A 12,691-nucleotide genomic window follows, 5' to 3' on the forward strand; every position below is an offset into this window, starting at 1 on the left:
GGCCCGGCCTGAACGCGGGCGGCCGGGCATGGCGGTGGACGGGCGGGCACGGGCGATGGCGACCGGCCCGGTGCGGTGGCGCGGGTTCAGCCCAGCGGTTCGCCACTGATGGCACTGAGCAGCACCGTGGAGAGCCCCCCACCGACCACGGCGGCGGCGAGGCCGATCGACACCATCCCCCAGCTCCGGTTCACCCAGCGGAGCAGGACGGCCAGTACCAGGCTGGTCGCCAGGGCCACCCCGAACTGGGGCAGGGCGTCGAGCAGCGCCGACATGGCCCGACCTCGTTCGGACTCGCAGGGCCCGGCGAGTTCGGGTATGCAACTGACCGGCACCCCGGCGTCGAGCGTCAGCACCCACACCAGCAGCGCCAGCACCGGTACGGCGTACCAGGCGGCGGCGTACAGGGCGGCGGTGAGCGGGCTACTGGGCCGGGGATCGAGGAGGTCGTCCTCGAGACGCCGACTCAGTGGCGCGGCGCGACGCCGGGCGGCTTCCGAGGCGAACCGTCGGGGCGGATCTCCGGCGCGTGAGGTCGCCGAGCGCGTGGCCCGCCCGGTGGTGGTCGTGGTCCGGTCGCGGCGCCGACTCGCCGAGGTGCTCCGCTGCCGGGGAAGCCGCGGCGGCTCGGCGGAGCGTCGGGACGCCGTGCCGCGGGAGCGCCGGGACGCGGTGCCGACCGACGTCGAATAGTTGACCGGCGGGGACTTCGGCGCCGACTCGGGGATGCCAACCCACCGCGGATCGTCCTCGGCCAGCCGCGTGCCGGACCAGAAGATCCCGCCCCCGTCCTCGTCGGACCCGAGGACGTCCGGGTCTGCGCTGTGCCGCCCCGGGCGAGTCCCGGCGTCCCGGGACGCGCCGTCCCTGCCGTGCCGCGCCGAACTGCTCCCGGCGTCCCGCGCCGAGCCGAACAGCTCTCCCGGGCGCCACTCGGTCGTGTCGGTGAGCCGGTCCCACTGGCCGGTGTCGGTGAACCCGTCCCAACGGTCGGACTCACCATCGCGCTCCCAGCGACCGGTCCTCCGAGCGCCGACGGTGCTGCCGGTACGGGTACCACCGCCGCTCCAGCCGGTGTCGGCGCTCCGGATTCCGCCGGACCCCGAACCCTCGGCGTCGGACGCCCGGTCCCGGGCGTGGCGCCCGCCGCGTGGTTCGTCGTCGTCGGTTACCCGTTCCAGGATCCCGGTGTGGGTGTCGCTGAACCGGTCCCAGGGGATGGTGTCAGCCGACCAGTCCCGGTGTGCGCCGTGCCGGGGCACCAGCCCGGCGTCGGCGTACCGGTCACCGGCGTCGCCTCGGCCGGAGTCGGAGTAGGCGTGCCGGCCCCGTCCGCCCCGGTCGACGCCCGCCCGGCCCATAGGGTCGGGATCGCTGTGCCGGCCGCCCGACGCGTCGTCGCGGTGCCGGCGTATCGGCTCGGCGTCGGGAGCGCGATGGCGACGCCGGCTGGCGGTGGCGTCCACCCCGCCCGCGAGGCGTCTGCTCCGGTCGACGGGGTCGATCTCGTCGGGCGACCGCATCCAGCGGACGGCCAGCCTGGTCGACCCGCCCCGCGTGGTCGACCGGTCCACGGCGGCCCGGTCGTCACCTGCCGAGGTGTCCGCCCGGCTCGGTGCCGGGAATCCGCCCTCGTCATCGCGGTCGCCAGCTGTGCTCTCGGTCGCCGAGCCCGACCCACGGTGGCGTCGTACCGTCCGTGGCCGGTCGTCGAGGTAGCCGTCCTCGGTTTCGCCGTCCCCGGCCCGGTCGACCCGGCGCCAGCGGTCGAGGGCGTCCTCCGCGTGCCGGCCGCCCCCGGCCGGGGCGGTGCGCTCCGCGTACCGGTCGAGGCCGCCCGATGCAGGCCCGGGGTCGTTCCCGGTGCGGACACTCGGTCGCCACCCGTCCACGCCCAGTGCCACGTCCTCGTCGGGTGTGGCGTCGCTGTCGCGCCATCCGTCGGCCGTCCGGACCCGGCGGCGACTCCCAGGGGTCTCGGCACCCCAGCCGTACGCCGTCTTCGACGTCGATCCGGCGATGCCGTTCCCCGGGGCGGACTCGGTGCGGTGGTGCCGGCCCGACTCCGACGCCGGAGCGTCGGCGTCGTCCGGCCACGCGTCGGCGCGCCAGGATCCGAAGGCACGCCAGTATTCGCCGGACGTGCTCGGCGCGGTCGGTTCCGGCCCGGATTCCTCGGTCGTCAGCGCCCAGGACGGGGTGTAGGTGTCGGTCGGTTCCGGGGCACCACGGTCTCGGGCAAGGCGCCGGCTCGGCGTGCGGTAACTGCCCTCGGGACGTGAATAGGGCTCCGCCGGCTGGCCGGTGAGGGGGTCGCCCCAGCCGGCACCCTCCTGCCGCTCGTGTCGGGCGAGTTCACCCCGCCCCCGGTTCCGATGGTCCACGGCCGCAGCGTGACCCTTCTGATAAGTCGATCGCGAGTAGCCGTCCGGAAGATAGTCGGTGCCTGATGATACGCCGTACGGCTGACCCCGAATGAGCAGGTTTCTTTCCTCCACACGATGGGGACCGAGTTTTCGCAGGTCAGGGCGGCTGTGGATGATCTTCCCCAATAGTTTTCCACAACCTGTGCACAGGGCTGTGCACATCCCGCCGTCGGCCGTCCACAGGTTGTCCCGAACTCCGTCCACCGCCGCTATTGAGCGGCTGACCTCGGCTTACGTATCGTTGCGCCCTGGCCTCGCATGTCGCCCCGACTTCCCCCGGTCGCGGACCGCCGGGGCCGCCTGGACGGCGCCGGCTCGACCGGTGCCAGGGCCGCCCGCGACGGGGTCGGTCCGGGGCCCGAGGCGTCGGGTCCGGAGACTGTGGTACGGCGGTGGTCCGCGAGGGACCGGGCCGGGCAGGCGGAAGGGGGGAGAGTCCGGTGTCGATCACCGACGATGTCCGCGGCGGGTCACGGTCCACCTCGCCGCCACCCGACGTTCCCGCTCCCCGCGACGGTCAGTTCGACAAGACCCCACCCCAGGACATCGCCGCCGAGCAGTGCGTCCTGGGCGGCATGCTCCTCTCCAAGGACGCCATCGCGGACGTCGTGGAGATCCTGAAGTCCAGTGACTTCTACCGTCCGGCGCACGCGACCATCTTCGACGCGATTCTCGACCTGTACGGGCGGGGCGAGCCGGCCGACGCGATCACCGTGGCCGCCGCGCTGGCCGACTCCGGCGACCTGGCCCGGGTCGGCGGCGCCCCCTACCTGCACACGCTGATCGCGAGCGTGCCGACCGCGGCGAACGCCGCGTACTACGCGCGGATCGTCGGCGAGCGGGCGGTGCTGCGCCGCCTGGTCGAGGCCGGCACCCGGATCGTCCAGCTCGGCTACGGAGCGGCCAACGGTGGCGGCCGGGACGTCGACGACATCGTCGACCTGGCCCAGCAGGCGATCTACGACGTCACCGAACGGCGGGTCAGCGAGGACTTCGCGGTCCTCGCCGACATGCTCCAGCCGACGCTGGACGAGATCGAGGCGGTCGGCGCGCAGGGCGGGGTGATGTCCGGCGTACCGACGGGCTTCACCGATCTCGACCGGCTGCTCAACGGCCTGCACCCCGGCCAGTTGATCGTCGTCGCGGGTCGACCCGGCCTCGGCAAGGCGCTCGCCCTGGACACCCCACTGCCCACTCCGGACGGCTGGACGACGATGGGCGAGGTCAGGGTCGGTGACCGCCTGCTCGGCGCCGACGGCCGGCCGACGACCGTCACCGCCGCCTTCGAGGTGCGGTACGGCCGCCCCTGCTACGAGGTGGAGTTCTCGGACGGTTCGGTGATCGTCGCCGACGCGGAGCACCTGTGGAAGACGACCACCGAGGCGAGTCACCCGCAGCGACGTGGGACGTCCGGTCCAGATCGGACACTCCACGCCGCGGCGTCGGTCGGCAGGCCCCGCGTCGGGTGGGCGGCGCCGGCCCACGACGGTCCTTTGCCGACCACGGGCGGGCTCGCCGTGGCGGAACGTCCGGTGACCGCCGCCGACGCGACCGAGGACGGTGTCGTCACCACGGAACAGATCCGGGCGACCCTGTGGACCGACGACCACCGGTTCAACCACGCCGTGCGGAACTGCGCGCCGTTGGACCTGCCCGTACGCGAGCTGCCGGTCCCCCCGTACACCCTCGGCCTGTGGCTCGGCGACGGCCCGTCGGGCTCCGGCTGCGCCTCGTGCGCGCCGGCGACCCCCGGCCAGGCCGGAACGTCCACCGGCCACCGCTGCCCGGAGTGCCCCGCCGGCTCGGAATGGCTGGCCCTGCTCGGATCGCTGGGTGTCCTGGATGACCGGCACATCCCCGCCGCGTACCTGCGTGCCGCCGAATCCCAACGGCGGGCGCTGCTCGCCGGCCTGATGGACCGCGGCGGGACCGTGGCGCCCTCCGGTGACCTCCGGTTCACCACGAGGTCGCGCCGGCTCGCGTGCGACGTACGGGAACTCGTGGTCAGCCTCGGCTACGGCTGCGCGATGACCGAGGAGCGGGTGTCGGGGCGGCCCGCGGAGGCGTCGACGGCGTACATCCTGACCTTCGGCACGGCGGACGTGGTCTTCCGCCTCGAGCACAAGCGCGCGGCGCACCGGGAGCGCTGCCGCCCGGAGGACGCCGCCCGGACCGGGGTCCGGCACATCGTGGCGGTCCGCCCGGTGCCGAGCGTGCCGGTCCGCTGCGTGACGGTCGACAACCCCGACCATCTCTACCTGGCCGGTCGCGGGATGGTCCCGACCCACAACTCGACCGCGTCGATGGACTTCGCCCGGAACGCCGCCATCCGCTACAACTGCGCCAGCGCGATCTTCTCGCTGGAGATGAGCAAGGTCGAGATCGTGATGCGGCTGCTCTCGGCCGAGGCTCGGGTGCCGCTGCACGTGCTGCGCAGTGGGCAGCTCTCCGACGACGACTGGACCAAGCTCGCCCGCCGGATGGGCGAGATCAGCGAGGCGCCGCTCTTCGTCGACGACACCCCGAACATGAACCTGATGGAGATCCGGGCGAAGGCGCGACGGCTCAAGCAGCGGCACGACCTCAAGATGATCGTCGTCGACTATCTCCAACTGATGACCTCGCCGAAGCGGGTCGAGAGTAGGCAGCAGGAGGTCGCGGAGCTGTCCCGGGGTCTCAAGCTGCTGGCCAAGGAGGTCGAGTGCCCGGTGATCGCGGTCAGCCAGCTGAACCGCGGCCCGGAACAGCGGACCGACAAGCGGCCCCAACTGTCGGACCTCCGGGAAAGTGGATCTATCGAGCAGGACGCGGACGTGGTGATCCTGCTGCATCGCGACGACTACTACGACAAGGAGTCGCCCCGGGCCGGCGAGGCGGACTTCATCGTCGCGAAACACCGTAACGGCCCCACGGACACCATCACCGTGGCCGCTCAGCTCCACCTGTCCCGCTTCGTCGACATGGCGGTCGTCTGAATCCGGACCGGCGTCGGCCTCCCCGGGTACGGCGGAGCCGGAACGGTGGACCGGCGGCCCCGAGGGGTTGCGTGTCCCCGCGGTGGGGCGGACGGCGGGCGGGCGTGGACCGCCGCTCAGCCGAGCAACGGAAACCAGCCCGCCGCCTCGCCGAGGACCAGCCGGTCGTGCCCGGTCAGCGGCAGCCGGCCGGTCGCCTTCAGCAGGTAGTCGACGTCGGACCAGTCCGGCGGGCGTACCGCGTCGTCGCTGAGCAGCCCGTCGAGGGTCGCGACGGCGACCTGAACCGCGGCGGGATCGGGCGCCGGGGCGTCCGGCAGCGCCACGGTCAGGTCGAGCTGGTGCACCACCGCCTCGGTGACCAGGGTGGCGACGAAGTCCGGCACCGTCAGCACGTGACCCTGGGTGGCGACGTGCCCGGCCGGGTCGGCGGCTCCGGCCGCCCGGACCGCCGCCGGGGCGGTGTCGGACCAGAGTCGGACGACCCCGCTCGGTCGGTCAAAGGCGGCGGCGCAGCGACGTACCCAGGCGGCGTGCCGGCTGCTGGCGTCCCCGCCGCCGGAGTGGCGCCAGTAGCTGACCGAGTCGACGTCGGGCGGCCCGTCCGCCGGGGTCGCCAGCGCGACCAGGGCCCGCTGGGCGTCGAGGGTGAGGTGGAAGAGGAGGTCGACGACGAACCACCCCTGGCAGCGGGTCGGCCGCAGCAGGTCGGCGTCGGCGAGGCCGTCCACCGTCGCCGTGATCGCCGCGTACGTCCGCGCGAGCGCGCCGTGGTGGCGTACCCGCTCTGCCGACCCCGTGCCGGAGCGCCCGCCGTCGGGCCCGTTCCGTCTGCTCACTCGCACCTCCTCCCAGCCCCGCCGCCCGGCCGGGGGTACCCTACCCCCGGCCGAAACCGGCCGGAGCCGGCCCCGTGACCGGGCGGCGCTCGGGCGTCGGTGACGCGTGGGCGCGCTTCCGCTCACGGGGGCTCGCGGCCGGTCGGGCGGCGGGACCGGTCGGCGGCCGATCAGTCGAAGAGCTCCTCAAAGAAGCTCTTGCGACGCTTGGGCCGGTGGTGTCCGTGGTAGCCGTACGGGTGACCGTAGGCTGGCGCCGGGTAGCCATGTGCGGGCGGTGGCGGCGGCGGGACGTGGCTCGGCGCCGTGTAACCGGACTGGTGCGGTGCCGGCGGCGGTGGCGGGACGTAGCCCCCGCCGGGCGCGGGCGGTACGTGCGAGGGCTGGGGCGGCCGGGAAGCCTGCTGCTGGTGCCAGTTGGCCTCAGCCTCGAAGAGCTTTTCCAGCTCGCCTCGGTCCAGGAAAATGCCACGGCACTCGGTGCACTGGTCGATCGTGACGCCGCTGCGCTCGTACTGCCGCATCTCGCCACGACACTTCGGACAGGTCAGCTGCATCACTCGACGGTACCCGGTCGGGTCACCCCGAGCCGGTCAGCGCCGCCACCACCTCGTCGTCCGACACCTCGTGGAAGTCCTCGTAGTAGCGGCTCACCGCGCCGAACTCGGCCGGCCGGAGCGGGCAGACCACCTCGTCGGCGGTCCGGGCGAGCAGGTCGTACGACTCGGGCGCGCCGACCGGCACGGCGACCACGACCCGTCGGGCGCCGAGCTTCCGGGCGACCCCCACCGCGGCCCGAGCGGTGGCACCGGTGGCGAGCCCGTCATCGACGACGACGGCGATCCGATCATCGAGCCGCAGCGGTGGCCGACCGCCCCGGTACCGCTCCTCGCGGCGTCGCAGCTCGGCGGTCTCCGCCCGGACCACCTCCTCCACCTCGTCGGGTTCCAGCCGCTCGGCGATCTCCTCGTTGAGCACCCGGACCCCGCCCGGTCCGACGGCCCCGAACGCCAGCTCCGGCGCCATCGGTACCCCGAGCTTCCGGACGACGAGGACGTCGAGCGGGGCGGCGAGGCGTTCCGCCACGGCCGCCGCCACCGGTACGCCGCCGCGAACCAGCCCGAGGACGATGACGTCGGACCGGTTGGCGAGGGATCCCAGGCGATCGGCGAGGGTGGCTCCGGCCTCGGCCCGGTCCCGGTACGTGGTGTCCACGTCTCAGGTTTACGCCCTGTCAGGCCGGCGTGCTGGCGGACGGCGGAGAAAGGGACGCGGCCGGAATCAGTCAGAGCCGTTCGCCGAGGAGCCAGCCCAGGGCGGCGGCGCCGAGGCCGAGGGCGAGGGTGGCCGCGATGATGAGCAGTGCCCGAGCCGCCCCGCCGGGGCCGGTGCGGGCCAGCCGTACGGACTCGTGGGCGAAGGTCGACCAGGTGGTCAGGGCGCCGCAGAAGCCGATGCCGAGGAGCGCGGCGACCCAGCCGGGCAGGGCGGCGCCCAGCCCGCCGAGCAGGCCGAGCAGGAACGACCCGGCCAGGTTGGCCACGAACGTGCCCCACGGCGTGGGCCGGGAACGAACCTCGACCAGCCAGGTGATCCCGAACCGGCAGGCCGCCCCGGCCGCCCCGCCGAGCGCCACCAGCAGCCAGGTCAGCATGACCGGACCCGATCCACCGCCCACATCCCGAGCCGTACCGCGGCGAGCGCCCCGGCGAGCGTGCCGAGGAGGTAGCCGAGGGCGAGCCCGGGGCGGCCCGCCGCGAGGAGTCCCCGGGTCTCGACGGCGTACGTCGAGAAGGTGGTGAAGCCGCCGAGCACCCCGGTGCCGAGGAACGGGCGGACCAGCCGGTGCGGGGTGATCCGGGTGGCGATGACCTGCATCAGCACCCCGATCAGGACGCATCCGGAGAGGTTGGTGACCAGGGTCGCCCAGGGGAAACCGGTGGGGGTGTGCGGCCAGGCGACGGCGAGGCCGTACCGGGCGGTGGAGCCGAGTGCCCCGCCGAGGGCGACGACCGCGACCACGTCCCAGCGGGGCCGGCCGGACGTGCCGCCGGTGCCGGCCGGTGGCCGCGCCGCGACGGGCTCGGTGCCGGGTGGCGGTACGGGTACGTGGGGCTCGGTGCCGGGCGACGGCTCCGGCCCGCCGGGCCGGTTCGGGGTCACGAGGCGGTGGCCAGGGCGGTGGCCGCCGTGCCGGAGGTGGGTCGCGGGTCGGGGGTACGCAGGGCGGGTGCCCAGGCCAGGAACGCGACCGGGTAGAGCAGGTAGCCGAAGCGGGTGGCGGGCATCAGCAGGATCGCGGTGAGCAGGCCGTACCCGCAGAAGAGCGCGACGGAGGCGGCGGTGCGGGGCGGACGGCGGACGAGCACGACGGCGATCAGCAGTCCGGCCCCGACCAGCAGCGCGGTGGCGATGCCGCGGCCGCCGGGGAGCGCCTGGGCGATCAGGTAGCCGGGGAACGGCGACTGGGCGGGGCTGGTGACGAGCCCGTCGCCGAGGGGGAAGCGCAGGACGTTCTCGACCAGCGCCGCCGAGTCGACCAGTTGGGCCGGAACCAGCGCGAGGACCGGCAGACCGAGCGCGGCGACGGCGAACTGCGGCCCGACCGACCAGCGCGCGGGCCGGCCGGGTTGGGGTCGGCTCCGGACGACCGCGTGGACGAGGAGCACCAGCATCACCGGCCAGGCGAAGAGCTTCAACGCGGCGGCCAGGCCGACGGCCAGCCCCGCGCCGAGGTACCGGTCCCGGGCGGCGCAGGCGAGGGCGAGCAGGCAGAGGGCGAGTACCGGCAGGTCGTCGCCGCCGGTCGCCAGGGTCAGGGCGCAGACCGGGAGTACGGTCGCCAGCTGCACCGCCCGGACCAGGGCGCCGGCCGGGAGTGCGACGGACGGCTCGGGTGCCGTGGACCGGGGCGGCCGGCGCAGGAGGAGGACGGCGCCGACCAGGGCGGCGGCGGTGCCGACCGCGAACCAGACCCGCGCGTCGGTCCACCAGGCGTCGCCGGCGACGGCCCGGGGCAGGCCGAAGATCGCCATTCCCGGCTGGTACGGCGTGTACCCGAGCAGTCGTTCGTCGACCGGCAGCGCCGCGATCGCGTCCCGCCCGAGGTACGGCGTGCCATGCTCGAGGAGCCGGGCGCCGGCGTGCTCGACCACCACGACCTCCTCCTGGGCCCGGTCGAGCCGGCCTCCGGCCCGTTCGACCGCCTGCCACACCAGCGGCAGCAGCGCGGTGCCGGCCCAGGTGAGCGCGACCAGGACGGCCCGGCCGGTGACGCCGGCCAGCGGGGAGTCGGGGCGGCGGCGCCGGACGAGGAGCTGGCCGAGGACCGCGACCGTGGCGACGAGGTAGCCGACGGCGGCGACGGATCCCCAGGCCCGGTGCGGCAGCAGCGTGGAGGTGGCGGCGGTGACGGCCGCGAACGCGGTGGAGAGCGCGTAGAGCACGAGGTCGGCGGCGAGCCCGCCGGCGGCCTCGTCGGCCCGCCGCCAGAGCCGGCCCGCCCCGGTCGGCGGCTTGGCCGGTGAGGTGGACTCTCGTGCGGCGGTCTCCGGCGGGGTGGCCCCTCCTCCGGTGGCCTCCGGTCGGGCGGACTCTCGTCCGGATGCGACCGCCCGGCGTCGGGCGGCGGGTCCTGAATTGTCGCCAGCGCTCACGCGGGCAAGTGTGGCAGACGTTCCGCGCGCCGTGGCCCCGGTCGACGTCCGGGAGACAGCCGGACGACGGCCCCGGCGTCGTGCAGGGCGGGCGCCAGCGTGCCGGGGCGCCCCTCGGCGCCCTGCTGGAGCGCGGAGAGGAGCCGGCTGGCGGACATCGGCCGGGCGAAGAGGTGGCCCTGGCCGGCCGCGCAGCCGAGCTCCCACAGCGCGCGCCGTTGTGGTTCGCTCTCCACCCCCTCGGCCACCACCATCAGGTCGAGGCTGCGGCCGAGGTCGACGGTGGACCGGATCACGGCCGCGGCCTCCGTCGAGGTCTCCATGGCGGCGACGAATCCCCGGTCGATCTTCAGTTCGTGGACGGGAATCCGGGACAGCACCGACAGCGACGAGTAGCCGGTGCCGAAGTCGTCGAGGGCGAGGCGGATTCCCGCGTCCCGGAGTTGACCGAGCACCTGGTCGACCACCTCGAGCTGGCTGAGGGCCAGCGTCTCGGTGAGTTCCAGGACGAGCCGGTGCGGGGGGAGGTCGTGGGCGCGCAGCCGGGCGAGTACGGATCCCGGGAACCGGGCGTCGAGCAGGCTGCGCGGTGAGACGTTGACCGCGACCGGCAGGTCGAAACCGGCTTCCCGCCAGGTCCGGACGGCGAGCAGTGACTGGTCGAGGACCGCCTCGGCGAACGCCGGCAGCAGGCCGGAGCGTTCGACCGTCTCCAGGAACCGGAACGGGTCGATGGTGCCCCGCGCGGGGTGCTTCCACCGGGCCAGCGCCTCGGCCGCCAGCACCTCGCCGGTGCCGAGGTCCACGATGGGTTGGAACGTGACCGTGAACTCGTGCTCGGCGACCGCCCGGCGCAGGTCGCCGCCGAGCGCCAGCCGCCCGAGGTCGGCGGTGTCCCGGGCCGCCGTGTACGTGGCGATCCGACGTCCGGTCCGTTTGGCCTGGTACATCGCGACGTCGGCGCGGCGTAGCAGCTCGGTCATCCCACCACTGCTCGGGGCGACCGCGATGCCGCCGCTGGCCTCGACGTTGATCCGCATGCCGTCCAGCTCGATCGGCTCGTGTAGGGCGTTGAGCAGGGCCTCGGCGCGGTGCGCCGCGACCGCCGGAGCCGGGAGCGCGTGGAAGAGGACGGCGAACTCGTCACCGCCGAGCCGGGCCACCAGGTCCTCGCCGCGGACCGCTCCACGCAGCCGTTCGGCGACCTGGACCAGGACCCGGTCGCCGGCGGTGTGGCCGAGGGTGTCGTTGACCTCCTTGAAGTGGTTGAGGTCGATCAGCAGGAGGGCGATGACCCCCTCGGTACGGCGCTGGCCGAGCTGCTCCGTACCGCGGTCGAGCAGGTGGCGTCGGTTGGCCAGGCCGGTCAGCGCGTCGTGCCGGGCCGCGTGGGCGTGTTCCTCCGCGGCCCGGTTGAGTTCGGCGTACGCCGAGGCGTTGCGGACCGCGGTGCAGAGTGCCGAGGCGAAGGTACGCAGGGTGTACTGCTCTCGTTCGGAGAGCCTCACCGGCCCGTCGAAGCGGAGCCGTAGCGTCCCGACGGCGCTGTCGTCGTACCCCTTGAGGGGCACCGGGATGACGGTGCCGGTGGTGCTCGAGGGACGCCGGTCGGTGCCGTCGTACGTGATGGTCTCGCTGGTGCCGCGTACCGTGCGTCCGGTCTCCTGCAGCTCCACCTCGACCTCGTCGGCCGAGAAGAGGTTCGCGGCCTCGGCCACGGCGGTGTGCAGGACGGTGTCGAGGTCGACGACGTTGAGCGCGTCGGTGGTGTGGGCGAGTCGCTGCCAGGCCTCACGTTCGGCGCGTGCCCGGACCCGCGTCGAGTACGCGAGGTGCAGACTCAGCGCCAGCGGGGGCACCGCCACGAGCAGCCGCGGGTCGTGCTGGACCAGCATCAGGGTGAGGACCGCGACGACGAACCGCACCAGATAACCGACGAGCCGGAGATCCCAGTGGGCGGTGAACTGCCGGCGGACCTTCTGCCGGCTCGCTATCGCGATCACCGGGATCGCGACGATCTCGTCGACCAGCGCCGCGACGGTGAAGGCCAGGGCGACCGGGCCGATCATCGGGCCGAGCCCGTCGGGTGGCCACGCCGGGGCGACGGCGGTCAGGGTGGTCCCCGCCGCGGCGGCGACGAGCATGTTCTTGCTGATGTTGAATACCGTCTTGTTGAGCGGCGACCGGTGTATCCGGCTCGAGATGGCCAGACTGACCCCGGTGCAGAGCACCACCCAGGAGGTGGGTGCCACGGCGACGCCGATCACGATCGCCGTGTCGTTCCAGGTGATGGCGTGGGTTGTCGACCGGATCCGGATCGGAGCCCGCACGCTGGCGCTCACCGCGATCGACACGACCAGCGCCACCAGCAGCCCCAGCTCCCCGGGCGAGTCGGGTGGTTGGGGAGTGGCCAGCACGGACAGCACGGCGGCGATCGCCGCAGAAACAGCGACGAGACCGAGGAGCGGCACCAGCCGCTGATCGGTCTCGTTGTCGTTTCGCTGTCTCACGTCGGTTCCTCAACGTCACTGAACCCTTGTGGTCCGTAACGGTAGCAACTCGAACGCGGAGTGTGGTGACCCATAAACCTCAGTGCCAGTCGTTGGACCGCATGGCCGCTTTCTCCTCTCGATTTGCCGAGAACTTTTCTCTTCCGGAATGACGGGAATGATCCTTAGCTGTCTATCGCGTGGGCGATGAGGGAATCGTAGGGGAAGTACGGCATGCTTGGCGACAATAAATGTCGGTATGCGCAGTATTAGTCAACTACCGACTGATTCGTTACCCTCTGTCCA

General features: G+C 73.6%; 9 protein-coding genes. 1 reads left to right on the top strand and 8 read right to left on the bottom strand.

Going from position 1 to position 12,691, the window contains the following annotated elements:
* Positions 1 to 86 precede the first annotated feature (86 nt).
* Entirely contained in the window at positions 87 to 2,384 is a 2,298-nt protein-coding gene (locus tag EF879_RS01585) for a hypothetical protein (RefSeq protein ID WP_123553916.1), read from the bottom strand.
* Between the two features lie 482 nt (positions 2,385 to 2,866).
* Here EF879_RS01585 and dnaB point away from each other — a divergent pair, with 482 nt between their 5' ends.
* A complete protein-coding gene (gene dnaB, locus EF879_RS01590) occupies positions 2,867 to 5,401 on the top strand; it encodes a replicative DNA helicase (protein ID WP_123553919.1) in 2,535 nt (844 codons plus the stop codon).
* 116 nt (positions 5,402 to 5,517) lie between these two features.
* Here the strand turns inward: dnaB and EF879_RS01595 are convergent, their stop codons facing one another.
* The 7 genes from EF879_RS01595 to EF879_RS01625 all read right to left on the bottom strand — a co-directional run bounded on the left by EF879_RS01595 (position 5,518) and on the right by EF879_RS01625 (position 12,406).
* Positions 5,518 to 6,240 carry a maleylpyruvate isomerase N-terminal domain-containing protein gene (locus EF879_RS01595; RefSeq protein ID WP_123553921.1) on the bottom strand — a complete coding sequence of 241 codons (723 nt, stop codon included), beginning with the start codon at positions 6,238 to 6,240 and terminating at the stop codon, positions 5,518 to 5,520.
* A gap of 170 nt (positions 6,241 to 6,410) precedes the next feature.
* Positions 6,411 to 6,800 (bottom strand): zf-TFIIB domain-containing protein, encoded by a 390-nt coding sequence (locus EF879_RS01600; protein ID WP_123553923.1) that lies wholly within the window; start codon positions 6,798 to 6,800, stop codon positions 6,411 to 6,413.
* Positions 6,801 to 6,819: 19 nt separating this feature from the next.
* Entirely contained in the window at positions 6,820 to 7,455 is a 636-nt protein-coding gene (locus EF879_RS01605; RefSeq protein ID WP_123553925.1) for a phosphoribosyltransferase, read from the bottom strand.
* A 70-nt stretch (positions 7,456 to 7,525) separates the two neighbouring features.
* Positions 7,526 to 7,894: a CrcB family protein gene (locus EF879_RS01610; RefSeq protein ID WP_370375430.1), complete on the bottom strand. Its 369-nt coding sequence runs from the start codon at positions 7,892 to 7,894 to the stop codon at positions 7,526 to 7,528.
* Positions 7,888 to 8,403 carry a fluoride efflux transporter CrcB gene (gene crcB / locus EF879_RS01615; RefSeq protein ID WP_233604162.1) on the bottom strand — a complete coding sequence of 172 codons (516 nt, stop codon included), beginning with the start codon at positions 8,401 to 8,403 and terminating at the stop codon, positions 7,888 to 7,890. The genes EF879_RS01610 and crcB overlap by 7 nt, the downstream gene beginning before the upstream one ends.
* On the bottom strand, positions 8,400 to 9,686 hold the full coding sequence (locus EF879_RS01620) for a glycosyltransferase 87 family protein (protein WP_123555226.1): 1,287 nt from the start codon (positions 9,684 to 9,686) through the stop codon (positions 8,400 to 8,402). Before EF879_RS01620 ends, crcB begins: the two co-directional genes overlap by 4 nt.
* Positions 9,687 to 9,892: 206 nt before the next feature.
* Positions 9,893 to 12,406 (bottom strand): bifunctional diguanylate cyclase/phosphodiesterase, encoded by a 2,514-nt coding sequence (locus EF879_RS01625; RefSeq protein WP_123553927.1) that lies wholly within the window; start codon positions 12,404 to 12,406, stop codon positions 9,893 to 9,895.
* Positions 12,407 to 12,691: the final 285 nt, after the last annotated feature.

This window comes from Micromonospora sp. HM5-17 (assembly GCF_003762835.1).
Lineage (GTDB): Bacteria > Actinomycetota > Actinomycetes > Mycobacteriales > Micromonosporaceae > Plantactinospora.